Origin of the sequence: Pseudomonas sp. lyk4-TYG-107, assembly GCF_030209055.1 — a bacterium.
GTDB classification, from domain to species: Bacteria; Pseudomonadota; Gammaproteobacteria; order Pseudomonadales; family Pseudomonadaceae; genus Aquipseudomonas; species Aquipseudomonas putida_A.
Genome location: NZ_JARVST010000012.1, coordinates 137,934 through 161,272, shown reverse-complemented (window position 1 = coordinate 161,272; position 23,339 = coordinate 137,934). Strand labels below are relative to the sequence as shown.

At 61.3% G+C, this 23,339-nt stretch carries 22 protein-coding genes; 15 read left to right on the top strand and 7 right to left on the bottom strand.

All coding sequences use genetic code 11. The features are described 5' to 3' along the window. Positions 1–81: 81 nt before the first annotated feature. On the bottom strand, positions 82–2,466 hold the full coding sequence (locus QRN61_RS11905; RefSeq protein ID WP_285373848.1) for an efflux RND transporter permease subunit: 2,385 nt from the start codon (positions 2,464–2,466) through the stop codon (positions 82–84). Next, a complete protein-coding gene (locus QRN61_RS11900) occupies positions 2,463–3,506 on the bottom strand; it encodes a WD40/YVTN/BNR-like repeat-containing protein (protein WP_027613078.1) in 1,044 nt (347 codons plus the stop codon). The genes QRN61_RS11905 and QRN61_RS11900 overlap by 4 nt, the downstream gene beginning before the upstream one ends. Before the next feature lie 461 nt (positions 3,507–3,967). On the opposite strand from QRN61_RS11900, the gene QRN61_RS11895 reads away from it, so the two are divergent. The 7 genes from QRN61_RS11895 to QRN61_RS11865 all read left to right on the top strand — a co-directional run bounded on the left by QRN61_RS11895 (position 3,968) and on the right by QRN61_RS11865 (position 9,296). Next, positions 3,968–4,558, top strand: a complete 591-nt coding sequence (locus tag QRN61_RS11895; RefSeq protein WP_025111640.1) for an amino acid synthesis family protein — start codon at positions 3,968–3,970, stop codon at positions 4,556–4,558. A gap of 31 nt (positions 4,559–4,589) precedes the next feature. After that, positions 4,590–5,423 carry an alpha/beta fold hydrolase gene (locus QRN61_RS11890; RefSeq protein ID WP_285373847.1) on the top strand — a complete coding sequence of 278 codons (834 nt, stop codon included), beginning with the start codon at positions 4,590–4,592 and terminating at the stop codon, positions 5,421–5,423. Then, entirely contained in the window at positions 5,420–6,901 is a 1,482-nt protein-coding gene (locus QRN61_RS11885; protein ID WP_285373846.1) for an aldehyde dehydrogenase, read from the top strand. Before QRN61_RS11890 ends, QRN61_RS11885 begins: the two co-directional genes overlap by 4 nt. Positions 6,902–6,913: 12 nt before the next feature. Beyond that, positions 6,914–7,399: a flavin reductase family protein gene (locus QRN61_RS11880; protein WP_027613074.1), complete on the top strand. Its 486-nt coding sequence runs from the start codon at positions 6,914–6,916 to the stop codon at positions 7,397–7,399. A 131-nt stretch (positions 7,400–7,530) separates the two neighbouring features. Next, positions 7,531–7,920 (top strand): carboxymuconolactone decarboxylase family protein, encoded by a 390-nt coding sequence (locus tag QRN61_RS11875; RefSeq protein ID WP_096797224.1) that lies wholly within the window; start codon positions 7,531–7,533, stop codon positions 7,918–7,920. 58 nt (positions 7,921–7,978) lie between these two features. Continuing rightward, complete coding sequence (locus tag QRN61_RS11870; protein WP_007968636.1) at positions 7,979–8,731, top strand: GntR family transcriptional regulator; 753 nt, start codon at positions 7,979–7,981, stop codon at positions 8,729–8,731. Position 8,732: 1 nt separating this feature from the next. After that, on the top strand, positions 8,733–9,296 hold the full coding sequence (locus QRN61_RS11865) for an NUDIX hydrolase (protein ID WP_027613072.1): 564 nt from the start codon (positions 8,733–8,735) through the stop codon (positions 9,294–9,296). A 123-nt stretch (positions 9,297–9,419) separates the two neighbouring features. Here QRN61_RS11865 and QRN61_RS11855 read toward each other — a convergent pair whose 3' ends face one another. Then, a complete protein-coding gene (locus QRN61_RS11855; RefSeq protein WP_096797223.1) occupies positions 9,420–9,716 on the bottom strand; it encodes a DUF1330 domain-containing protein in 297 nt (98 codons plus the stop codon). Positions 9,717–9,784: 68 nt separating this feature from the next. On the opposite strand from QRN61_RS11855, the gene ribBA reads away from it, so the two are divergent. From ribBA to QRN61_RS11830, 5 genes are all read left to right on the top strand, one after another. Beyond that, entirely contained in the window at positions 9,785–10,894 is a 1,110-nt protein-coding gene (gene ribBA / locus QRN61_RS11850; RefSeq protein WP_285373845.1) for a bifunctional 3,4-dihydroxy-2-butanone-4-phosphate synthase/GTP cyclohydrolase II, read from the top strand. Positions 10,895–11,214: 320 nt separating this feature from the next. Further along, on the top strand, positions 11,215–12,240 hold the full coding sequence (locus QRN61_RS11845; protein WP_003225720.1) for an ABC transporter substrate-binding protein: 1,026 nt from the start codon (positions 11,215–11,217) through the stop codon (positions 12,238–12,240). After that, the gene (locus QRN61_RS11840) at positions 12,237–13,151 is read left to right on the top strand and encodes an ABC transporter permease (RefSeq protein WP_285373912.1); all 915 of its coding nucleotides are present in this window, start codon (positions 12,237–12,239) and stop codon (positions 13,149–13,151) included. Before QRN61_RS11845 ends, QRN61_RS11840 begins: the two co-directional genes overlap by 4 nt. Before the next feature lie 6 nt (positions 13,152–13,157). Then, on the top strand, positions 13,158–13,967 hold the full coding sequence (locus QRN61_RS11835; protein ID WP_150368773.1) for an ABC transporter permease: 810 nt from the start codon (positions 13,158–13,160) through the stop codon (positions 13,965–13,967). Positions 13,968–13,984: 17 nt separating this feature from the next. After that, the gene (locus QRN61_RS11830) at positions 13,985–15,139 is read left to right on the top strand and encodes an ABC transporter ATP-binding protein (RefSeq protein WP_285373844.1); all 1,155 of its coding nucleotides are present in this window, start codon (positions 13,985–13,987) and stop codon (positions 15,137–15,139) included. A gap of 201 nt (positions 15,140–15,340) precedes the next feature. On the opposite strand, the gene map is transcribed toward QRN61_RS11830, so the two are convergent. Genes map through QRN61_RS11815 form a run of 3 tightly spaced genes read right to left on the bottom strand, consistent with a single transcriptional unit; the run spans position 15,341 to position 16,656 of the window. Further along, positions 15,341–16,132, bottom strand: coding sequence for a type I methionyl aminopeptidase (map, locus tag QRN61_RS11825; protein ID WP_096797218.1), 792 nt, complete (start codon positions 16,130–16,132; stop codon positions 15,341–15,343). Further along, complete coding sequence (locus QRN61_RS11820) at positions 16,129–16,356, bottom strand: ParD-like family protein (protein WP_025111624.1); 228 nt, start codon at positions 16,354–16,356, stop codon at positions 16,129–16,131. Before QRN61_RS11820 ends, map begins: the two co-directional genes overlap by 4 nt. A gap of 36 nt (positions 16,357–16,392) precedes the next feature. Next, the gene (locus tag QRN61_RS11815) at positions 16,393–16,656 is read right to left on the bottom strand and encodes a hypothetical protein (RefSeq protein WP_150368777.1); all 264 of its coding nucleotides are present in this window, start codon (positions 16,654–16,656) and stop codon (positions 16,393–16,395) included. Here QRN61_RS11815 and QRN61_RS11810 point away from each other — a divergent pair. Beyond that, positions 16,655–17,590, top strand: coding sequence for a Ppx/GppA family phosphatase (locus QRN61_RS11810; protein ID WP_285373843.1), 936 nt, complete (start codon positions 16,655–16,657; stop codon positions 17,588–17,590). The genes QRN61_RS11815 and QRN61_RS11810 overlap by 2 nt on opposite strands. A gap of 125 nt (positions 17,591–17,715) precedes the next feature. On the opposite strand, the gene metE is transcribed toward QRN61_RS11810, so the two are convergent. Next, on the bottom strand, positions 17,716–20,004 hold the full coding sequence (metE, locus tag QRN61_RS11805) for a 5-methyltetrahydropteroyltriglutamate--homocysteine S-methyltransferase (RefSeq protein WP_285373842.1): 2,289 nt from the start codon (positions 20,002–20,004) through the stop codon (positions 17,716–17,718). A gap of 392 nt (positions 20,005–20,396) precedes the next feature. Here metE and QRN61_RS11800 point away from each other — a divergent pair, with 392 nt between their 5' ends. Together QRN61_RS11800 and QRN61_RS11795 are read left to right on the top strand one after the other, a co-directional pair. After that, a complete protein-coding gene (locus QRN61_RS11800) occupies positions 20,397–21,773 on the top strand; it encodes a pyridoxal-phosphate dependent enzyme (RefSeq protein ID WP_115989579.1) in 1,377 nt (458 codons plus the stop codon). Beyond that, entirely contained in the window at positions 21,770–22,942 is a 1,173-nt protein-coding gene (locus QRN61_RS11795) for a cystathionine gamma-synthase (RefSeq protein WP_115989578.1), read from the top strand. The genes QRN61_RS11800 and QRN61_RS11795 overlap by 4 nt, the downstream gene beginning before the upstream one ends. Positions 22,943–23,339 lie beyond the last annotated feature (397 nt).

The following is a 23,339-nucleotide window of genomic DNA, read 5'->3' as shown; positions in this document are numbered from 1 at the left end:
CCACAGGGGTTCAGCGTGAAGTTCAAGGCATGAAAAAGCCGCAACCCTAAGGTTGCGGCTTCGTCGTTTCAGGCATCCGGATCAGTGGGCGAACAACGAATTGCCCTTCTGCCCCGCCAGCTTCTCCGGTTTGATCAGGAACTTCGCCAGCGCCGGCAGCAGCCACAGCGCACCGAACATGTTCCACAGCAGCATGAAGGTCAGCATCAGGCCCATGTCGGCCTGGAACTTGATCGCCGAGAAGATCCAGGTGCACACGCCAATCGCCAGGCACAGACCGGTGAACAGCACCGCTTTGCCGGTGGATTTCAGGGTCTGGTAATAGGCTTCCTGCAACGGCAGACCGGCGCGCAGGAAACTCTCCAGACGGCTGTAGATGTAGATGCCGTAGTCGACGCCGATGCCCACGCCCAGCGCCACCACCGGCAGGGTCGCGACCTTGACGCCGATGCCCATGAACGCCATCAGCGCGTTGCCCAGCACCGAGGTCAGCACCAGCGGCAGGACGATGCACAGCGTCGCCGCCCATGAACGGAAGGTGATCATGCACATCACCGCGACGCAGATGTACACCAGGATCAGGATGGTCAGCTCGGCCTGTTTGATCACTTCATTGGTGGCCGCTTCGATCCCGGCGTTACCGGCGGCGAGGATGAATTCAAGACCGTCCTTGTTGTTGGCCTTGGCGAATTCCTGCACCGCGTGTACCGCACGGTCGAGGGTTTCGGCCTTGTGGTCGTTGAGGAAGATCAACACCGGCGCCAGCGAACAGCTGTTGTTGTACAGGCCGTCGGCGCGGGCGATCGAGTTGTTCAGCACGTCCGGATTGCGCGACAGGGTTTCCCATTTCAGGTTGCCCTCGTTCATGCCCTTGATCATCTGCTTGGACACGGTCACCAGCGAGATTGCCGACTGCACGCCCTCGGTGTTCTGCATCTTCCACATCAGCTCGTCGATCGGCGCCATCGCTTCGTAGCGCGAGCAACCTTCGGTGGCGGTCTTGACCATCACCACCAGCACGTCGGAACTGGTGGAGTAGTTGTTGATGATGAAGTTGTTGTCCTTGTTGTAGCGCGAGTCCGGACGCAGCTCCGGTGCACCCTGGTCGAGGTCGCCGATTTTCAGGTTCTGGCTGTACCAGAGGCCGCCGCCGAAGGCGATCAGCGCCAAAGCGATGGAGATCGGTGCGACTTTCGGGCTGGCGAAGTTCGACAGGAAGCGCCAGAACGGATGTTCGCGATTCGCGTCCTTCTTGCTCTTGGCGATGGCGCGCTTGCTGATGCCGACATAGGAAATCGCTACCGGCAGCAGGATCAGGTTGGTGAACACGATCACCGCCACGCCGATGGAGGCGCCAATTGCGAGTTCGCGGATCACGCCGATGTCGATGATCAGCAGAGTGATGAAGCCGACGGCGTCGGCGAGAATCGCGATCATCCCCGGCAGGAACAGTTGCCGGAAGGTACGCCGCGCCGCGGTCAGAGCGTTGTCCGCTTCACTCGATTGCAGGGCGATCCCGTTGATCTTCTGCACGCCGTGGGAAATGCCGATGGCGAAGATCAGGAACGGCACCAGCATCGAGTACGGATCCAGCCCGAAACCGAAGAAGTGCATCAGCCCGAGCTGCCAGACCACCGCCACCAGTGTGGTGCTCAACACCGCCACGGTACTGCGCAGGCAGTTGGTGAACCACAGCAGCAGGATCAAGGTGATGACGAAAGCGATGCCGAAGAACATCACCACCATCACCAGCCCGTCGATCAGGTCACCGACCTTCTTGGCGAAACCGACGATGTGGATCTTGACGTTGGGGTTCTGCGCTTCGAACTTGTTGCGGATCTTGTCTTCGAGTTCATGGGAGAACTGGCGGTAGTCCAGCGCCAGCAGCTTGCCCTGATCCTGCGGGTCCGGGTAGGACTCCAGCAGCGGGATGTCGACGATGCTCGATTTGAAGTCGTTGGACACCAGACGCCCGACCTGGCCCGACTTGAGGACGTTGTTGCGCAGCATGTCGAGGCTGTCCGGCGAGCCGTCGTAGCTCTGCGGAATCACTTCACCGCCGGCAAAACCTTCCTCGGTCACTTCGGTCCAGCGTACGCTCGGACTCCACAGCGACTTGAGGCCGGAGCGGTCGACGCCGGAGATGTAGAACACCTCGTCGTTGATCTGCCGCAGCGTCTCCATGTACTCCTTGGAGAAGATGTCGCCGTCCTTGGCTTCCACCGAAATACGCACGGTGTTGCCCAGGTTCGCCAGATCGTTGCGATGCTCCATCATCTTCTCGATGAACGGATGCTTGAGCGGGATCATTTTTTCGAAACTGGTGGACGGCCGGATCAGCGTGGCCTGCCAGAACAGGAAGATGCTGACCACCAGGCAGATCAGGATCACGGCCGGGCGGTTGTTGAAAATCAGACGTTCGAGGAACGTCGCTTTGTCCTGATGATGAGTGCTCAAGGAAGTCATAGCCCCGCCTTCTTATTATTGATTTCGGCGCCGTTGGGCTGCGTGGTGTGCACGCCGCCCTGCCCGGTCAGAATCAGATTGCCGTCGCCGGCCGCAGTGACCGAGGACAGCGAGATGCGGTCCGGGCGGTTGAACACGCTGAAGGTTTCGCCGTTGTCGCTGCTGCTGATCACCGAGCCGCCGTTGCCGACGATCACAATCGAGCCATCCGCGAGCAGCGTGGCGCCGGACAGACCGAACTCCAGCGCACCGCGCGCGGCCTTGAGTTCGACCTGCTGCCAGGTGCTGCCGAAATCGCTGGAGCGGTAGAGGTTGCCGCGCAGGCCGTAGGCCAACAGAGTCTGCGCCTGCGCGGTGCCGATCACGCCGAACAGCGAGCCTTGATACGGGCCCTGGATTTTCTCCCAGGTCTGCCCCCAGTCCGGGGAGCGGAACATGCTGCCCTGCTCGCCGACGATGAACAGCCCGGCGTCCTTGACGGCGGCGATGGCGTTGAGGTGGAACTGATCCTGATTGTCGAGGCGGTCGCTGACGTCTTGCCAGTTCTTGCCGCCGTCTGTGGTTTCCAGCAGCGCACCGTAAGCACCGACCGCAACACCGTGATTAACGTCCTGGAACCAGACGTCGAGCAGCGGTGCTTCGCGCTTGAGGTCTTCGAACTGTTTGCTCCAGGTCAGGCCGCCGTCTTCGCTGGCGAGAATCTGCGCGTCGTGACCGACCGCCCAGCCGTGCTTGTCGTCGACGAAATACACCGCCGTCAGCAGTTGCCGGGTCGGCACCTTGGCCTGGGTCCAGGTCTTGCCCTGGTCATCGGAATAGAGAATGTGCCCGCGATCACCCACCGCCACCAACCGGGTGCCGGCGTGGACTACATCGAGTATCAGGCTTTTGGCGGCTTTGGCCGATTCGGTGGAATACACCCCGTCGGCGGGCGCTTCGGCGGCCAGCACGGGTGCCGACAAGGCAGCACAGCCCAGCAGTGTGAGGGCTGTGGCCAGCAACGCGGTGTTGCGAAACGCCGGCGGGCGGCAACGACTCATAGACCTTCCCCTATTTATTATTGTTAGGCCATTGGGCCTTAGGGCGCCGCAAGGGTGCTCGTGGTGACTGACAGGTCACAAGCATAGCCGTGAAACCCGCAGTCCAGAGCGCCTTGGGAAGCTGGCTCATCCTATCGGGCTTTGGAAACGTCTGACAATCGGCGCCACGTTATCTTTTGTTAACCGAAAGCGGCCCCTGTAACGAATGAATTTCCCTGTGGGAGCGAGCCTGCTCGCGAAGATGCCCTTGCAGTCGCCATCTTCATCGGCTGACCCACCGCATTCGCGAGCAGGCTCGCTCCCACAAGGGTTAATGGTGTTTGGGGGAATTGTGGTGGCAGATGAATACACCGCCATTCGCCGGATGGATCCGGCAAATCTTGCGTGGGGGACTTGCACGATCGGTATTATGGTATACCATCAGACGCACAGACACTCTCAATCCCCCTACGGAGCAGCTCATGAGTTTCGAAATTCGCAAGATCGTCAGCTATGTCGAAGAAACCTTCATCGAAGGCGGCAAGGCCACTGACAAGCCGGTGACCATGGTCGGGCTGGCCGTGGTGATGAAGAACCCGTGGGTCGGCAACGGTTTCGTCGAGGATCTGAAACCGCAGATCCGCGCCAACTGCTCCGACCTCGGCGCCATGATGGTCGAGCGTCTGGTGGGCATCATCGGCGGCGCCGAGAAGATCGAGGCGTACGGCAAAGCGGCAGTGGTCGGCGCCGACGGTGAGATCGAACACGCCTCGGCGGTGATCCATACCCTGCGCTTCGGTAATCACTACCGCGAGGCGGTCAAGGCCAAGAGCTACCTGAGCTTCACCAACAAGCGCGGCGGCCCGGGCACTTCGATTCAGATCCCGATGATGCACAAGGACGACGAAGGCCAGCGCTCGCACTACATCACTCTGGAAATGCAGATCGAAGACGCGCCGCGTGCCGACGAAATCGTCGTGGTGCTCGGGTGCGCCGACGGTGGCCGCCTGCACCCGCGCATCGGCAACCGCTACATCGATCTGGAAGAACTGGCCGCCGAAAAAGCCCAGTAATCACAATAAAAAGGCATTGCAGGAGCGCTCCATGATTCGGCTCACCGCTGAACTCACCCCGGCTGGCACCAGTTACCTGGCGACCGGCCAAGGCCAGCCCGTGGTCTTGATCCACGGCGTGGGCCTGAACAAAGAAATGTGGGGCGGCCAGATCGTTGGCCTGTCTGCCCAATACCAGGTGATCGCCTACGACATGCTCGGCCACGGCGCCAGCCCGCGCCCGGCCAGCGGCACCGGCCTGCTCGGTTATGCCGATCAGTTGCTGGAGCTGCTCGATCACCTGAATCTGCCTCAGGCTGCGGTGATCGGTTTCTCCATGGGCGGACTGGTGGCACGGGCGTTTGCCCTGCACTACCCGGAGCGCCTGCAAAGCCTGGTTGTGCTTAACAGCGTGTTCAACCGCAGTGAAGAACAGCGCGCCGGGGTCATCGCTCGTACCGCGCAGGCGGCTGAACACGGCCCGGATGCCAACGCCGAAGCGGCGCTGTCGCGCTGGTTCAGCCGTGAATATCAGGCGGCCAACCCGGCGCAGATCGCAGCCATTCGTCAGACCCTGGCCGGCAACGATCCGCAGGGTTACCTGACCACTTATGAACTGTTCGCCACTCAGGACATGTACCGCGCCGACGACCTCGGCAGTATCCATGCGCCGACGCTGATCGCCACCGGCGAACTCGACCCCGGTTCCACCCCGGAAATGGCCGAGCAACTGGCCCGACGCATCCCCGGCGCGAAGGTTGCGGTGCTGCCCGAGCAACGGCATATGATGCCGGTAGAGTCGCCGCGGCTGGTCAACCAGACGCTGCTGGAATTCCTCGAATACGCACACTCCCGACAAAACCCTATAAAGGGGATCGTTGCATGACACTCGCACGCTTCCAGATGTGCATCGGCGGAGAATGGGTCGACGCCCTCTCCGGCAAGACTTTCACAAGCCTCAACCCGGCCAGCGCTCAGGCCTGGGCCGAGTTGCCTGACGCCGATGAAGCCGACGTCGAACGCGCCGTGCAAGCGGCGCAGACTGCCTTCGACAGCCCGGCTTGGCGCGGCCTCACCGCCACCGCACGCGGCAAGCTGCTGCGGCGTCTCGGTGACCTGATCGCGGAAAACAAGGAACAACTGGCGCAGCTGGAAAGCCGCGACAACGGCAAACTGATCCGCGAAACCCGGGGTCAGGTCGGCTATCTGCCGGAGTTCTTCCACTACACCGCAGGCCTGGCCGACAAGCTCGAAGGCGGCACCCTGCCGCTGGACAAGCCCGACCTGTTTGCCTACACCGTGCACGAAGCGATGGGTGTGGTTGCCGCGATCATTCCGTGGAACAGCCCGCTGTACCTGACCGCGATCAAACTGGCCCCGGCCCTCGCCGCCGGCAACACCATCGTGATCAAACCGTCCGAGCACGCCTCGGCGACCATCCTTGAGCTGGCACGCCTGGCCCTCGAAGCCGGGATTCCGCCGGGTGTGGTCAACGTCGTCACCGGTTACGGCCCGAGCACCGGCGCCGCCCTCACCCGTCATCCGCTGATCCGCAAGATCGCCTTCACCGGCGGCGCGGCCACGGCCCGGCATGTGGTGCGCAGCAGCGCCGAAAACTTCGCCAAGCTGTCGCTGGAACTCGGCGGCAAGTCGCCGAACATCATCTTCGCCGACGCCGACCTGGACAGCGCGATCAATGGCGCCATCGCCGGGATCTACGCCGCCTCCGGCCAGAGCTGCGTGTCCGGCTCACGTTTGCTGGTACAGGACGAAATCTACGACGAGTTCGTCAACCGCCTGGTCGAACGCGCCCAGCGCATCCGCATCGGCAACCCGCAGGAAGATCACAGCGAAATGGGCCCGATGGCTACTGCGCAGCAATTGGCGGTGGTCGAAGGTCTGGTGGCTGATGCCCTTGCTGAAGGCGCGCGGTTGCGCACCGGCGGCAAGCGCCCCACAGATCTGGGTGACGGCTGGTTCTACGAGCCGACGCTGTTCGAGTGCGACCGCAACTCGATGAAGATCATGCAGGAAGAAGTTTTCGGCCCGGTGGCATCGGTGATTCGCTTCAAAGACGAAGCCGAGGCGCTGGCAATCGCCAACGACTCGCAGTTCGGCCTCGCCGCCGGCATCTGGACCCGCGATCTGGGCCGCGCCCATCGTCTGGCGCGGGATGTGCGTTCGGGAATCATCTGGGTCAATACCTACCGTGCGGTGTCGGCGATGGCGCCGATCGGCGGTTTCAAGAACAGTGGCTATGGACGCGAAAGCGGCATCGATTCGGTGCTGGCCTACACCGAACTGAAAACGGTGTGGATCAATCTCTCTCAGGCGCCGATGCCTGATCCGTTTGTGATGCGCTAGGAGTCCTGCGACATGATCGAACCCGGCATTTACAAAGACGTCATGAGCTCATTCCCGTCCGGGGTCACGGTGGTCACCACTCTCGACCCGGACGGCGCCATCGTCGGCATCACCGCCAGCGCCTTCAGCGCGCTGTCGATTGATCCGGCGCTGGTGCTGTTCTGCCCCAACTACGCTTCCGACACCTACCCGGTGCTGCGCGACAGCAAGAAATTCGCGATCCATTTGCTGTCCGCCGACCAGACCGCCGAGGCCTACGCCTTCGCCGGTAAAGGCAAGGACAAGGCCAAGCACATCGAGTGGCATTTGAGCGAACTCGGTAACCCGATCCTCGCCAAGGCCACGGCAATCATCGAGTGCGAGTTGTGGCGTGAATACGACGGTGGTGATCACGCGATCATTGTCGGCGCGGTGAAGAACCTGATCCTGCCCGAACAACCGGTGACGCCGATGATTTATCACAAAGGCAAGCTCGGGCCGCTGCCAACCCTTGCTTGAAAGAACAATGCAAAACCCTGTGGGAGCTGGCTTGCCAGCGATGACGTCGGAACATTCAACATCAATGCTGACTGAACCACCGCTATCGCTGGCAAGCCAGCTCCCACAGGGATTGAGGTGAGCCGAAGAATATGAGTAACAAAAAGTACGAAAAAGGCCTGAAAATCCGCACCCAGGTGCTGGGCGAAGCCTATGTGCAGCGCTCCATCGACAACGCCGACGACTTCACCCGCCCACTGCAGGAAATGGTCACCGAATACTGCTGGGGCCATGTCTGGGGCCGTGAGGGTTTGTCGCTCAAGGAGCGCAGCATGATCAACCTGGCGATGATCTCGGCGCTCAACCGCCCGCACGAACTCAAGCTGCATGTGCGCGGCGCCTTGCGTAACGGCCTGAGTCGTGAGCAAATACGCGAAATTCTGCTTCAGGTCGGTATTTATTGCGGCGTCCCGGCAGCCGTGGACAGTTTCCGGCTCGCCCGTGAAGCCTTCGCCGAAGCCGACGCCGAGGCCTCCAGTTAACCCCTCGGCTGTTTAGATGCCCGTCTGGCATGGACAGCCAACTTCAAGAGCGGACCCCATGAAACGCCAGCCACTCGACGACAGCTTCAAGGTCAATCGCAACCCCGTTACCCTGCGCGAAATCGTGCTGGATAAACTGCGCAGCGCGATCATGAATTTCCAGCTCATGCCCGGTGATCGTCTGGTCGAGCGCGATCTGTGCGATCGCCTCGGTGTCAGCCGCACGTCGGTGCGCGAAGCCTTGCGTCACCTGGAGTCCGAAGGTCTGGTCGAGTTCGCCGATGCCAAAGGCCCACGGGTGGCGATCATCACCCTCGCCGATGCAGTCGACATCTACGAGCTGCGCTGCGTGCTCGAAGGTCTGATCGTCCAGCTGTTCACCCTGCGTGCCAAGGCCAAGGACATCAAGGCCCTGGAAAAAGCCCTCGACGAGAACCGCAAGGCGCTCAAGGACGGCGAGCTGCAACAGGTGATCGACTCGGTACAGGGCTTCTACGACGTGCTGCTCGAAGGCTCGGGCAACCACGTTGCGGCCACTCAATTGCGCCAGTTGCAGGCGCGCATCAGCTACCTGCGGGCGACCTCGGTGTCCCAGGAAAACCGTCGCGGCGCGAGTAACCACGAGATGGAAAAAATGGTCGAGGCGATCAAGAGCGGCGATCCGCTGGCGGCGCATCAGGCCTGTGTCGATCACGTGCGCGCCGCTGCGGCCGTGGCCCTCGACTACCTCAAGCGCAAACAGGAAGAGACTGGCGCCACGCCGAACATCACCCTGCCCATCGCGCTGAAAGAACCGCGCATAGGTCACTGACATGTTCAGCCCGAGCTTTTGCCCGAAATGCGGTGGCCCTGACCTCGGTCAGCAGGTACCGCCGGGCGATACGCACGAGCGCCTTATATGCCGCGGCTGCGGCTATATCCACTACGTCAATCCGAAAATCATCGCCGGCTGCATTATCGAGCAGGACGGCAAATATCTCTTGTGCCAACGGGCGATCCCCCCGCGCCCGGGCACCTGGACGCTGCCGGCCGGCTTCATGGAAAGCGGCGAGACCACCGAGCAGGCGGCGCTGCGCGAAGTCTGGGAAGAAAGCGGCGTGCGCGCGGAAATAGTCTCGCCGTATTCGATTTTCAGCGTGCCGAAGATCAGCGAGGTGTACATCATCTTCCGCGCGATCGCGCTGGAGATCACCGGGCAGTACGGCCCGGAAACCCTCGACTACAAATTCTTCGCCCCTGAGGACATTCCGTGGGAGCAGATCTATTACCCGGCGATCCGGCAGATTCTTGAGCGTTACATCGAGGAGCGTCAGGCCGGGGTGTATGGGATCTACATGGGCAATGATGACAGCGGGAAGATCCACTTTATCCGCTGATCACCACCTATCCCCCTGTGGGAGCGAGCCTGCTCGCGAAGGCGTCGGGTCAGTCGATACAAATGTTGAATGAACGACCGCTTTCGCGAGCAGGCTCGCTCCCACAGTGTTTAGCGGTGTTGCTTAAAGTGGTGCGATGCCTTCTACGATGACGATCTCCGCCCTCGCCCATTCCTCGCGATAACGTTTCGCCTCCTGATACGCCGCCGAGTGGTAGCACGCCAGCGCTTGCTCGTAGCTCTCGAATTCGATCACCACGCTACGCTGAGGAGTAGCCCTGCCCTCCAGCGCTTCGCTGCGTCCGCCCCGGGCCAGAAATTTCGCGCCGAACGCGGCGAAGGCTGCCGGTGCGCGCTGGGTGTATTGGCTGTAGTGCTCGGCATCGTCGACATCCACGTGGGCAATCCAGTACGCCTTCATAGTGACCTCTTTGTTGATTTTGTATTATGGTATACCAATATATTTCCAACAAACCCTGAGAGTCCAGCATGGCCTTCAACAGCATCGAAGAAATCCTCGAAGATTATCGCCTCGGCAAAATGGTCCTGCTGGTCGATGACGAAGATCGGGAAAACGAAGGCGACCTGCTGCTGGCCGCCGATTGTTGCACGCCCGAAGCGATCAGCTTCATGGCCCGTGAAGCACGCGGGCTGATTTGCCTGACACTGACCGACGAGCACTGCCAGCGCCTGGGCCTTGAGCAAATGGTGCCGAGCAACGGCAGCGTGTTCAGTACCGCGTTTACCGTGTCGATTGAAGCGGCGGTCGGGGTTACCACTGGCATTTCTGCAGCTGACCGCGCACGCACGGTCGCGGCCGCTGTGGCCAAAGACGCCCGCGCCGAAGACTTGGTGCAGCCTGGGCACATCTTCCCGCTGCGCGCCAAGGAAGGCGGCGTGCTGACCCGCGCCGGCCACACCGAAGCCGGCTGCGACCTCGCCCGCCTCGCCGGTTTCACCCCGGCCTCGGTGATCGTCGAGGTGATGAACGATGACGGCACCATGGCCCGCCGCCCGGATCTGGAAGTGTTCGCGCGCAAGCACGGAATCAAGATCGGCACCATCGCTGACCTGATTCATTATCGCCTGAGCACCGAGCACACCATCGAACGCATCGGCGAACGTGAGCTGCCGACGGTGCATGGCACGTTCCGTCTGATCACTTTCGAAGACCGCATCGAGGGTGGCGTGCACATGGCGATGGTGATGGGCGATCTGCGTCGCGAAGAGCCGACGTTGGTGCGCGTGCATGTGATCGATCCGCTGCGGGATCTGGTCGGCGCTGAGTACAGCGGGCCGAGCAACTGGACGTTGTGGGCGGCGCTGCAACGGGTCGCGGCGGAAGGTAATGGGGTTGTGGTGGTGTTGGCCAATCATGAATCGTCGCAGGCGCTGCTCGAGCGCGTGCCGCAACTGACCCAGCCGCCACGGCAGTTCAGCCGCTCGCAATCACGGATTTATTCGGAGGTGGGCACCGGGGCGCAGATTCTGCAGAACCTGGGGGTGGGCAAGCTGCGGCATCTTGGGCCGCCGCTGAAGTATGCGGGGCTGACCGGGTATGACCTGGAAGTGGTCGAGAGCATTCCCTTCAGCGAATAATCCACGCCAACCACAATTCCAACTGTAGGAGTGAGCCTGCTCGCGATAGCGGTGGATCAGCCAACATCATCGCAGAACGTCACACCGCTTTCGCGAGCAGGCTCACTCCTACAGGGTTTTGCATTTCAATTTAATTCCCTCGAGCTCACAAAAAGCCCATCCGCCAGATAACCGGTAAGGCAAAGTGCTTGCACAAAGTTTGGAATACCATAATATGATATTCCATAGACCGGGCGACCTGAAAAACCGTCCGGCTACTGCTCCCGACAGGCGGGCAACAACGCAAGCCCGCTCAAAAACACAACAATGAGGGCGTAAAAATGGTGTTGAACAAAGCTGCAACCGCAATCCTTTTTGCGGGACTGCTGAGCGTGACCGGCCAGGCTGCAATGGCCGCCGAAAGCGTGAACTTCGTCAGCTGGGGCGGTAGCACCCAGGATGCGCAGAAACAGGCCTGGGCCGATCCGTTCAGCAAGGCCAGCGGCATCACCGTGGTGCAGGACGGCCCGACCGACTACGGCAAACTCAAGGCCATGGTCGAAAGCGGCAACGTGCAATGGGACGTGGTCGATGTCGAAGCCGACTTTGCCCTGCGCGCCGCCGCTGAAGGCCTGCTTGAACCCCTCGATTTCAAAGTCATCCAGCGCGACAAGATCGACCCGCGTTTCGTCAGCGATTACGGTGTCGGCTCGTTCTTCTTCTCCTTCGTCCTCGGCTACAACGAAGGCAAGCTCGGCGCGGCCAAGCCGCAAGACTGGACCGCGCTGTTCGACACCAAGACCTACCCCGGCAAACGCGCCCTGTACAAATGGCCAAGCCCCGGCGTGCTCGAACTGGCGCTGCTGGCCGACGGCGTGCCGGCCGACAAGCTCTACCCGCTTGACCTTGATCGCGCCTTCAAGAAACTCGACACCATCAAGAAAGACATCGTCTGGTGGGGCGGCGGCGCGCAGTCGCAGCAACTGCTGGCCTCCGGTGAAGCGAGCATGGGCCAGTTCTGGAACGGCCGGATTCACGCGCTGCAGGAAGACGGCGCACCCGTCGGTGTGAGCTGGAAACAGAACCTGGTCATGGCCGACATTCTGGTGATTCCAAAGGGTTCGAAAAACAAGGACGCGGCGATGAAGTTTCTGGCCAACGCCAGCAGTGCCAAAGGCCAGGCCGACTTCTCCAACCTGACCGCCTACGCCCCGGTCAACGTCGACAGCGTGGCGCGCCTGGACTCGGTGCTGGCCCCGAACCTGCCGACGGCTTACGCCAAGGATCAGATCACTCTTGATTTCGCGTACTGGGCCAAGAACGGTCAAGCCATCGCGACACGGTGGAACGAATGGCTGGTCAAATGAAAATGGCGGCTGCTGCGCCTCGTCCTGCAACGGTGACCGGGAGCGCCACCGGCGCTGCCGGCTCGACCCACACCTTCAGACAACGCTGGAAAGGTGCCGGCAACCTGGTCCCGGCACTGCTGTTCCTCGGCCTGTTCTTTCTCGCGCCGTTGATTGGCCTGCTGTTGCGCGGCGTGCTCGAACCGACCCCGGGCCTTGGCAACTATGAACAACTGTTCGCCAACTCGGCGTATGCGCGGGTGCTGCTCAACACCTTCTCGGTGGCCGGGCTGGTGACGATTTTCAGCCTGTTGCTGGGCTTTCCGCTGGCTTGGGCGATCACGTTGGTGCCGCGCGGCTGGGGCCGCTGGATCCTCAATATCGTGCTGCTATCGATGTGGACCAGCCTGCTCGCCCGCACCTATTCGTGGCTGGTGTTGCTGCAAGCCTCGGGCGTGATCAACAAGGCGCTGATGGCGCTGGGGATCATCGATCAGCCGCTGGAAATGGTGCACAACCTGACCGGCGTGGTGATCGGCATGAGCTACATCATGATCCCGTTCATCGTGCTGCCGTTGCAGGCGACCATGCAGGCCATCGACCCGATGATCCTGCAGGCCGGCTCGATCTGCGGCGCCAGCCCGTGGACCAACTTCTTCCGGGTGTTCCTGCCGCTGTGCCGGCCGGGTCTGGCGTCCGGCGGGTTGATGGTGTTCGTGATGTCGCTCGGTTACTACGTCACCCCGGCGCTGCTCGGCGGGGCGCAGAACATGATGCTGCCGGAGTTCATCATTCAGCAGGTGCAATCGTTCCTCAATTGGGGCCTGGCCAGTGCCGGCGCTGCGTTGCTGATCGCGATCACGCTGGTGCTGTTCTACTTCTACCTGAAGCTTCAGCCGGAATCCCCGGTTGGCGCCAGCAACACGAGGTAAGCCGAGATGCTCCTGACTCCCAATGCCATGAGCCGGCGGATGCGTTTCGGCTTGTATGCAACCACCGGACTGATCGGTTTGTTCCTGCTGTTGCCGATCGTGTTCATCGTCCTGCTGTCGTTCGGCTCGTCGCAGTGGCTGGTGTTCCCACCGCCGGGCTGGACGCTGAAATGGTACGGCCAGTTCTTCTCCAACGCCGACTGGATGAACGCTGCGGCGGCCAGCCTCAAGGTTGCCGTGCTGACTACGATCTGCGCCGTGGCCCTCGGTCTGCCAACCGCGTTTGCGCTGGTGCGCGGGCGCTTTCCCGGTCGGGAAATGCTCTACGGTCTGTTCACCCTGCCGATGATCGTGCCGCTGGTGATCATCGCGGTGGCGGTGTACGCGCTGTTTCTCAAACTCGGTTACACCGGGACCATGTTTGCCTTCGTGGTCAGCCATGTGATCGTCGCGCTGCCGTTCACCATCATCTCGATCATCAACTCGCTGAAGCTGTTCGATCAGTCGATTGAAGACGCGGCGGTGATCTGCGGTGCCTCACGCCTGCAAGCGGTGTTCAAGGTGACGTTCCCGGCGATCCGTCCGGGCATGGTCGCCGGCGCCCTCTTCGCCTTTCTGGTTTCGTGGGACGAAGTAGTGCTCAGCGTGATGATGGCTAGCCCGACCCTGCAAACTCTTCCCGTGAAAATGTGGACCACCCTGCGCCAGGACCTGACCCCGGTGATCGCCGTCGCTTCGACGCTGCTGATCGGCCTGTCGGTATTGGTCATGGTGATCGCCGCCGCGCTGCGCCGGCGCAACGAAATCCGCGCCTGAGCGCCCAGGAGTACGACATGAGTGCCGTGATCAAAGACGCATCCCAGCAGAACGACAAACCCCTGGTCAGCCTGCGCAATCTGAACAAGCACTACGGCGACTTTGCCGCCGTCGACAACATCTCGCTGGACATCAAGGACGGCGAGTTCCTGACCTTCCTCGGCTCCAGCGGCTCGGGCAAAAGCACCACGCTGTCGATGCTCGCCGGGTTCGAAACCCCGAGCAGCGGCGAGATCCTGGTCAACGGTCAGTCGCTGGTCAACGTGCCGCCGCACAAGCGCGACATCGGCATGGTGTTCCAGCGTTATTCGCTGTTCCCGCATCTGTCGGTGCGCGACAACATCGCCTTTCCGCTGGCGATCCGCAAACTCGACGCCGCCGAACGTGACAAGCGTGTCGATGCGATGTTGAAACTGGTGCAGCTCGAACAATTCGCCCATCGCCGCCCTTCGCAACTCTCTGGCGGGCAACAGCAACGCGTCGCCATCGCCCGGGCGCTGGTCTACGAGCCACGCATTCTGCTGATGGACGAACCGCTCGGTGCGCTGGATAAAAAACTGCGTGAAGACTTGCAGGATGAACTGCGCCAGCTGCATCGGCGCCTGGGCATCACCATCGTCTACGTCACCCACGATCAGGAAGAAGCGATGCGCTTGTCGCAGCGCATCGCGATTTTCAGTCACGGCAAGATTGTTGGTCTGGGCAGCGGTTATGACCTGTATCAGAATCCGCCGAATGCGTTTGTCGCGTCATTCCTCGGCAACTCGAACTTCCTCAAGCTCAAGGCCCAGGGCAACGCGGCGGCGAGTTTCGAGGGGCAGTCGTTGTCGATTCGCCTGACTGCTGGCTTGCATACCGATCAGGATGTGCTGCTGATGGTGCGGCCGGAAAAAGCTGTGGCGCTGAGCGTGCAGCAGGCGAGCGAGGAGCCGCTGGCAGCGGGTTGGAATGAGGTGTCGGCCAAGGTCGTGGAGGTGCTGTTTCTTGGCGAAAGCCAGACGTGCAGCGTGGTGACGTCGGGCGGTACTTCGATGACGGTGAAAGCGCTGTCGGCGGCGGGCATGCCGCTCAAGGCTGGCGATCCGGTGCGAGTGCGCTGGGCCACGGCGGATGCCTGCGTCTACACCGAATGGGCTGAAAGCGACCTCAACAAAGCGGCCGGTTCTCACTGATAGCGTGTCGTCTGTGGGAGTCCCCCCCTCACCCCAGCCCTCTCCCCCAAGGGGGCGAGGGGGAAAGGGAGCCGATCACCATGATGGTCAAGACCTGAGTTCGACCCGATATTTCAGGTCGGCGTAACTCGTCCAGACAATCCAGTCAGTCCCCTCTCCCTCCGGGAGAGGGCTAGGGTGAGGGAAGCTGTCAGCACGGTCTCAGGGAATAGCGCGGTAGCCTTCAATCTGATCCGGCCACGCCGTGAGAATTTCGAAGCCGGTTTCGGTCACCGCGACCATATGCTCCCACTGCGCCGACAGCGAGCCATCCTTGGTCAGCACGGTCCAGCCATCCGGCATGTTCTTCACATGACGCTTGCCGGCATTGAGCATCGGCTCGACGGTGAAGATCATCCCCGCCTTGAGCTTCATGCCCTGATTGGGGAAACCGTAATGCAGGATCTGCGGTTCATCGTGATACACCTTGCCAATGCCATGCCCGCAATACTCGCGCACCACGCTGAAACCTTCGCTCTCCGCCAGGCTCTGGATCGCATGACCGATGTCGCCCAGTGTCGCGCCCGGACGCACCCTGCGAATGCCGGCGCACATGGCGTCGTAGGTGGTTTTGATCAGGTGCTGCGCCTCAGGCGTCGCCTCGCCGACCACGTACATGCGGCTGGTGTCGCCGAACCAGCCATCCTTGATTACCGCGATGTCGAGGTTGACGATGTCGCCATCCTTCAGCGGCGTGCCCGACGGGATGCCGTGGCACACCACATCGTTGACCGAGGCGCAGACGGTTTTCGGGAAACCGTGATAACCGACGTTGGCCGGAATCGCTTTTTGCACGTTGACGATGTAGTCGTTGCACAGGCGATCCAGCTCATCGGTGGTCACCCCGGCCTTCACATGCGGTACCAGCATTGCCAGCACTTCGGCGGCGAGTTTGCCCGCCGCGCGCGACTTCGCGATTTCCGCAGGGGTGTTGATCTTGATCTGATTTCTCATGCGCTGACGGCTTCCTGAGTCAGTTGATGCAGATCCAGCCCGCCGTTCTGTTCGGCGCGGATCAGCAAGCGGCAAATGGCGCTGTGGTCGAGGTTGGGGTGCAGCTCGGCGAGCATGCCGATGCGCATCCAGTGCTCGGCCTGCGCGTTGATCGAGCGGCTGAGCGCGGTGCTGGAGATGCGCAGGTTCTCATGCATGTCTTCTGAAATTTTTACGATGCCCATATCCGAATCCGATACGAAGTGTATATGGATCGTATATTAGCCAAGGGACGCCCACGATTGCAAACCTTGCGCACGGCTTGCCAAATCGCGGGCAAAAAAAAAGCTGCCCAAAGAGGCAGCAAAAACTTTAAGAACACGCGATGTATTGGGGTCAGGATAGTCGCCGGATAATGACAGTGTCATGACAGCCGCGAATTCACTGAACCGCCCCTGCCCCGTCATCAGGATGTCATCAAGCGCACCGCAGAATCCTCGCAAACCGTCTTGAGCCTTCGACGGATGTTTCGCAGGGATTCCCATGAAAGAAGACGCCTCGCTGTTTGCCGCCATCGACCTGGGCTCGAATGCGTTTCGCCTGATGATCGGCCAGTCGGTTCGCAGTCGAAAAGGCTTCATGATTCAGGAGGTCAAAACCCTGCGTGAACCGGTGCGGCTGGCCGAGGGCTTCGACGGCGGTGCGCTGGACGAAATGGCGCTGGATCGGGGCTGGCAGGCGCTGGCGCGGTTCGGCAAGAAACTGCGCGGATTCGAGGCCGGCAAGGTGCGGGCCGTGGCGACCAGCGCAGTACGCGAGGCTGACAATGCGCAGTTGTTTCTGCACAGTGCCGAACGCCATCTCGGGTTTCGCATCGACGTCATTTCGGGCCATGAAGAGGCGCAACTGGTGTATGCCGGCGTCGCCCACTCCCTACCGGGGGCGGAGGACATGCGGCTGGTGGTCGACATTGGCGGTGGTTCCACCGAGCTGATTCTCGGCCAGGGGTCGCAACCGCTGCTCACCGAAAGCATCGCCATTGGCAGCGGTAGCATGGGCGCACGCTATTTCCCCGACGGGCGCATTGCTCCCGGCGCACTGCAAGAAGCCGAGCGCGTGGCGATCCTGCAATTCGAAAAAGTCGCCCGCCGCTATCGCGCGCAGGGCTGGCAGCAGACTATTGGTTCCTCCGGCACGGCGCGGATGCTGGCGAAGGTGCTTAAAGCCAATCGCTTGAACGATTTCGGTCAGGACGGCATTACCTATGGCGGGTTATTGCGCCTGTCGCTGTTGCTGCTGAAGGTGAAGAACGTTCAACAACTGAAGCTCGCCGGTCTGCAACCGCATCGCCAGAGCATCCTCCCGGGAGGGCTGGTGCTGATGCTGGCGGCGTTCAAGGTATTCGGCATTTCGCAGATGGCGCCGTCGGAACCGGGGCTGCGCCTCGGTGTGTTGCATGGTTTGATGAGCCGTCACTGACCGATCACTGAACCCATTGTGGGAGCGGGCTTGCTCGCGAAGGCGGAGTGTCAGTCGAAAATTATTTAGCTGACACTCCGCCTTCGCGAGCAAGCCCGCTCCCACAAGGTTTTTGGGTTGTCTTCTCAGGCCAATTCGTTGCGCAACTGGCGGGCAGCGTTGACCATGTGTACCAGCGCCGCCTCAGTCTCCGGCCAGCCACGAGTTTTCAGACCGCAATCCGGGTTGACCCACAACCGCTCGGCCGGAACTCGCTGCGCTGCCTTGCGCAGCAGATTGGCCATTTCCGAAGCATCCGGCACCCGCGGCGAGTGAATGTCGTAGACGCCCGGGCCGATCTCGTTCGGGTAATCGAAGGCCTCGAACGCCTCCAGCAGTTCCATGTCCGAGCGCGAGGTTTCGATGGTGATCACATCGGCGTCCATGGCGGCGATGGACTCGATCACATCATTGAATTCGCTGTAGCACATGTGCGTGTGGATCTGCGTTTCGTCGCGTACACCGGAGGCACACAGGCGGAACGCTTCGGTGGCCCAATCCAGATAGTGCTGCCATTGCGCGCGGCGCAGCGGCAAACCTTCGCGGAACGCGGCTTCATCGATCTGCACGATCCTGATTCCGGCGGCTTCCAGGTCCACCACTTCGTCACGGAGCGCCAGCGCCAGTTGCCGCGCCTGCACTTCACGGGACACGTCTTCGCGCGGGAACGACCACATCAGCATGGTCACAGGTCCCGTCAGCATGCCTTTCATGACCTTGCCGGTCAGGCCCTGGGCGTAGCGGATCCAGTCCACGGTCATGGCTTGCGGACGGCTCAAATCACCGAAGATCACCGCCGGTTTGACGCAACGCGAACCATAGCTTTGCACCCAGCCAAAACGGGTAAACGCGTAGCCGTCGAGTTGCTCGGCGAAGTACTCGACCATGTCGTTGCGCTCGGCTTCACCGTGCACCAGCACGTCGAGGCCCAACTGCTCCTGAATTTGCACGGCGTGGCGGATCTCGCTGTACATGGCTTCGGTGTATTCGGCTTCGCTCAGTTTGCCTTGCTTGAACGACTGACGCGCCAGGCGGATCGACGCAGTTTGCGGAAACGAACCGATAGTGGTGGTCGGGAACAGTGGCAAATCGAGGCCGGCGCGCTGCTTGGCGATGCGCTGGGTAAACGGCGATTGGCGCTGGCTATCCTGCGCAGTAATGGCCGCCACACGGGCCTGCACTGCCGGTTTGTGAATACGAGGCGAGGCGGCGCGGCTGGTCTGTACCGAGCGACTTTGGGCCAAGGCGCGCAGCACTTTCGGCGCTTCCGGCTCGTTGACCGCCTGCGCCAGCACGGCGACTTCTTCGCACTTCTGCACGGCAAACGCCAGCCAACTTTTCAGCTCGGCATCGAGCTGGTCTTCGCGGCCCAGATCCACCGGACTGTGCAACAGCGAGCACGATGGCGCGACCCACAGGCGATCACCCAGGCGCTCATGTGCATGCTGCAAAGTCGCCAGCGCATTTTCCAGATCGCAGCGCCAGACGTTGCGGCCGTTGACCACACCCAGCGACAGCACCTTGTAGGCCGGCAGGCGATCAAGGATGGTCGGGTACTGTTCCGCTGCGCGCACCAGGTCGATGTGCAAACCGTCGACCGGCAGGTTGGCGGCCAGACCGAGGTTCTCTTCCAGACCACCGAAGTAAGTGGCGAGCAGTTTCTTCAGCGGATCACGCTGGATCTGGTTGTACGCACGCTCGAAAGCATTCTTCCACTCCTGCGGCAAGTCGAGCACCAGAATCGGCTCGTCGATCTGCACCCATTCCACACCAAGGGCGGCGAGGCGCGCAAAGATCTGTCCGTACAGCGGCAGCAGGCGATCAAGCAATTCCAGCTTGTCGAACTCGGCACCTTTGGCCTTGCCCAGCCACAGATAAGTCAGGGGGCCGATGATCACCGGTTTGACGTTATGCCCCAGTGCGCGGGCTTCTTCGACTTCTTCGAACAACTGTTCCCAGCCGAGCTGGAACTGCTGATCAACGCTGAATTCCGGGACCAGGTAGTGGTAGTTGGTGTCGAACCACTTGGTCATTTCCTGCGCATGCGCACCGCCACAGCAACTGTCGCTGACGCCACGGGCCATGCTGAACAGGGTCTGCAGGCTGGCTTTGCCGTCATGTGGACGGAAACGCTCGGGAATCACGCCGAACATTAGCGAGTGGGTCAGCACCTGGTCGTACCAGGCGAAATCGCCCACCGGCAGCAGCTCGATGCCGGCGTTCTTCTGCAAGTCCCAGTGGGCCTTGCGTAATTCACGACCCACTTCACGCAGGCCGGCCTCGTTCAGTTCTCCTTTCCAGAACGCCTCTTGCGCTTTTTTCAATTCGCGGTCGCGACCAATGCGCGGAAATCCGAGGGAATGGGCCAGTGCCATGACAAACAACTCCAATGTCTTGTTGATGGCGGCCATTGTCAGGATCAGCCTCTAGTGAGACAAACTCATTTTAATCTTGATGATCACAAGTTTCCCTCATAATCAGTTGTCGGCCGTATGCCCGCTGAAAACACGATTCGCCCTGCAGGATATTCCTACGCAGATCAAGCTGTGAGGGGCGCTGGCGACGCCCTTTCAATACTCGATGGCGCCTTGATGTAAACCCTCTGAAACCGGGCGCTTGCAGGCTGCGATTCTGTTCTATGGTTAGATCGAAATGGCTGGCGCAGCGGCGGGTTAAAGGTTGCGACGGATCATGTCTAAGCCTATGTTGCACGCGAGCTTTTCCCCGCGAATGGAACGCGATCAACACCACTACAAGAGGTGAAGAAATGTCAAAGGATTCACGCCCTGCCGTACTTGGGCTGATCGGCAATACGCCGCTGGTACAGGTTACCCGCTTCGATACCGGCCTCTGCACACTGTTTCTCAAACTGGAATCACAAAACCCCGGCGGCTCGATCAAGGATCGCATCGGTCTGGCGATGATCGATGCCGCTGAACGCGACGGGCGCCTGCAACCAGGTGGCACCATCGTCGAGGCCACCGCCGGCAACACCGGCCTGGGTCTGGCGCTGGTCGGCCGGGCCAAAGGCTACCGCGTGGTGCTGGTAGTCCCGGACAAGATGTCCACCGAGAAAGTCCTGCACTTGAAAGCCATGGGTGCCGAAGTGCACATCACCCGCTCGGACGTCGGCAAGGGCCACCCCGAGTATTACCAGGACGTGGCCGCACGCCTGGCGAAAGACATTCCCGGCGCGTTCTTCGCCGACCAGTTCAACAACCCCGCCAACCCGCTGGCCCACGAATGCAGCACCGCGCCGGAGATCTGGGCGCAGACCGAGCATGATCTGGATGCGATCGTGGTTGGCGTCGGTTCCGCCGGCACCCTGACCGGGCTGAGCCGCTTCTTCAAACGGGTACAACCGGATCTGGAAATGGTCCTCGCCGACCCGGTCGGTTCGGTGATGGCTCAGTACAGCCGCGACGGCACGATGCCAACGCCCGGTTCATGGGCGGTGGAAGGCATCGGCGAAGATTTCATTCCGTCGATCACCGACCTCACCAGCGTGCGCCACGCCTACTCGATCAGCGACGAAGAAAGCTTCGATCACGCCCGCCAGTTGCTGCGCGCCGAAGGCATTCTCGGTGGCTCGTCGACCGGCACCCTGCTCGCCGCCGCGCTGCGTTATTGCCGCGAACAGACCGAGCCGAAACGCGTGGTCAGCTTCGTCTGCGACACCGGCACGCGCTATCTGTCGAAGGTCTACAACGACCAGTGGATGACCGATCAGGGCCTGTTGCAGCGCAAACGCTATGGCGATCTGCGTGATCTGATCGCCCGCCGTTTCGAAGATGGCCGCGTGATCAGCGTCGGTCCCGACGACACCCTGCTGACCGCGTTCCAGCGCATGCGTCTGGCGGATGTTTCGCAGCTGCCGGTGCTGGTGGAAGGCAAACAACTGGTCGGCGTGATTGACGAATCGGACATTCTGCTGCCGGTGCACGAAGACGCTGCGCGCTTCAGTCAATCGGTGTCCAGCGTGATGACCGGCAAACTACAAACCCTCGCCCCCGGTGCCAACCTCGCCGAGCTGGAAGCGGTGCTCAGTCGCGGCCTCGTCGCGATCATCGCCGACGCGTCGGGCTTCCACGGCCTGATTACCCGCACCGACATGCTCAACCAATTACGGAGATCCCTCGCATGAGTCAGCACGACGATAAATCCCAAGGCTTCGCGACCCGGGTGATCCACGCCGGGCAAGCGCCGGACCCGACCACCGGTGCGCTGATGCCGCCGATCTACGCCAACTCGACTTACCTGCAAGACAGCCCCGGCGTGCACAAGGGCTTCGACTACGGGCGCTCGCACAACCCGACGCGTTTTGCCCTGGAGCGTTGCGTGGCGGATCTGGAAGGTGGCACCCGCGCGTTCGCGTTCGCTTCCGGGCTGGCGACCATTTCCACCGTGCTCGAACTGATCGATGCCGGTTCGCACGTGATCTCCGGCAATGACCTGTACGGCGGCACATTCCGTCTGTTTGACAAGGTACGCCAGCGCAGCGCCGGGCATCGCTTCAGCTACGTCGATCTGACTGACCTGGCGGCGTTCGAAGCGGCGCTGCAGGACGACACCCGTCTGGTGATTGTCGAGTCGCCGACCAACCCGCTGCTGAGCCTGTCGGATCTGGCCGCGATTGCGCGCATCTGCCGCGCACGCGGGATCATCAGCGTTGCCGACAACACCTTCGCCAGCCCCTATATCCAGCGCCCGCTGGAGCTGGGTTTCGACATCGTGCTGCACTCGACCACCAAGTACCTGAACGGTCACTCCGACGTGATCGGTGGTATCGCGGTGGTTGGGCAGAATGCCGAACTGGCGGACAAACTCGGCTTCCTGCAGAACGCCGTCGGCGCGATTTCCGGGCCGTTCGACGCGTTCCTGACCTTGCGCGGGGTCAAGACCCTGGCGCTGCGCATGGAGCGTCACTGCAGCAACGCGCTGGAACTGGCCAAGTGGCTGGAGCAGCAACCGCAGGTCAAACGTGTCTACTACCCGGGCCTGCCATCGCACCCGCAGCATGAGTTGGCAAAACGGCAGATGCATGGTTTTGGCGGGATGATCTCGGTGGATCTGAACAGTGATCTGGAGGGCGCACGGCGCTTTCTGGAAAACGTGAAGATCTTTGCCCTGGCCGAGAGCCTGGGCGGCGTTGAAAGCCTGATCGAGCATCCGGCGATCATGACTCACGCGACCATTCCCGCTGAAACCCGCGCCAAACTGGGGATCGGCGATGGCCTGGTGCGTCTGTCGGTGGGGGTCGAAGATCTCGAAGACCTGCGCGCCGATCTGGCGTACGCGCTGACCAAAATCTGATCCTGCAACAACGACAAAGCCCGCAGCAATGCGGGCTTTGGTGTTCGAGTAGGCGGCCAGTGCTGGTCTCTGGCTTACAAGGTTTATCGGGCCTCTCACAGTACAAAAGCAACCATGGAAAAAGAGCGGTGCTTTGCTGCCTCACACGGCATAAGGGCTGGATCTCAGCGCGGAGATCTTTCTAACCGTGTACCCTTCGGAACGCGCCCCACGTCCCCTTGCTATCCGCTTGCGCATCAGTCTGCGTCTTCGCCTACACCTTTGAGGCTAGCAAAAGCCATCGCGTCCCGGGCGGTGTTTTTAGACTGATTTCCTTCAAGCGCCCCTGTGCAAGGAAGTTAACCGACTATCGCTTGCATGTTGTCGCACCTGCGCCTGCATTTTGCCGATCTATACT

Coding starts and splice junctions, on each gene's coding strand:
- QRN61_RS11905 (WP_285373848.1), bottom strand. CDS start 2,466: ATGACTTCCTTGAGCACTCATCATCAGGACAAAGCGACGTTCCTCGAA.
- QRN61_RS11900 (WP_027613078.1), bottom strand. CDS start 3,506: ATGAGTCGTTGCCGCCCGCCGGCGTTTCGCAACACCGCGTTGCTGGCC.
- QRN61_RS11895 (WP_025111640.1), top strand. CDS start 3,968: ATGAGTTTCGAAATTCGCAAGATCGTCAGCTATGTCGAAGAAACCTTC.
- QRN61_RS11890 (WP_285373847.1), top strand. CDS start 4,590: ATGATTCGGCTCACCGCTGAACTCACCCCGGCTGGCACCAGTTACCTG.
- QRN61_RS11885 (WP_285373846.1), top strand. CDS start 5,420: ATGACACTCGCACGCTTCCAGATGTGCATCGGCGGAGAATGGGTCGAC.
- QRN61_RS11880 (WP_027613074.1), top strand. CDS start 6,914: ATGATCGAACCCGGCATTTACAAAGACGTCATGAGCTCATTCCCGTCC.
- QRN61_RS11875 (WP_096797224.1), top strand. CDS start 7,531: ATGAGTAACAAAAAGTACGAAAAAGGCCTGAAAATCCGCACCCAGGTG.
- QRN61_RS11870 (WP_007968636.1), top strand. CDS start 7,979: ATGAAACGCCAGCCACTCGACGACAGCTTCAAGGTCAATCGCAACCCC.
- QRN61_RS11865 (WP_027613072.1), top strand. CDS start 8,733: ATGTTCAGCCCGAGCTTTTGCCCGAAATGCGGTGGCCCTGACCTCGGT.
- QRN61_RS11855 (WP_096797223.1), bottom strand. CDS start 9,716: ATGAAGGCGTACTGGATTGCCCACGTGGATGTCGACGATGCCGAGCAC.
- ribBA (WP_285373845.1), top strand. CDS start 9,785: ATGGCCTTCAACAGCATCGAAGAAATCCTCGAAGATTATCGCCTCGGC.
- QRN61_RS11845 (WP_003225720.1), top strand. CDS start 11,215: ATGGTGTTGAACAAAGCTGCAACCGCAATCCTTTTTGCGGGACTGCTG.
- QRN61_RS11840 (WP_285373912.1), top strand. CDS start 12,237: ATGAAAATGGCGGCTGCTGCGCCTCGTCCTGCAACGGTGACCGGGAGC.
- QRN61_RS11835 (WP_150368773.1), top strand. CDS start 13,158: ATGCTCCTGACTCCCAATGCCATGAGCCGGCGGATGCGTTTCGGCTTG.
- QRN61_RS11830 (WP_285373844.1), top strand. CDS start 13,985: ATGAGTGCCGTGATCAAAGACGCATCCCAGCAGAACGACAAACCCCTG.
- map (WP_096797218.1), bottom strand. CDS start 16,132: ATGAGAAATCAGATCAAGATCAACACCCCTGCGGAAATCGCGAAGTCG.
- QRN61_RS11820 (WP_025111624.1), bottom strand. CDS start 16,356: ATGGGCATCGTAAAAATTTCAGAAGACATGCATGAGAACCTGCGCATC.
- QRN61_RS11810 (WP_285373843.1), top strand. CDS start 16,655: ATGAAAGAAGACGCCTCGCTGTTTGCCGCCATCGACCTGGGCTCGAAT.
- QRN61_RS11815 (WP_150368777.1), bottom strand. CDS start 16,656: ATGGGAATCCCTGCGAAACATCCGTCGAAGGCTCAAGACGGTTTGCGA.
- metE (WP_285373842.1), bottom strand. CDS start 20,004: ATGGCACTGGCCCATTCCCTCGGATTTCCGCGCATTGGTCGCGACCGC.
- QRN61_RS11800 (WP_115989579.1), top strand. CDS start 20,397: ATGTCAAAGGATTCACGCCCTGCCGTACTTGGGCTGATCGGCAATACG.
- QRN61_RS11795 (WP_115989578.1), top strand. CDS start 21,770: ATGAGTCAGCACGACGATAAATCCCAAGGCTTCGCGACCCGGGTGATC.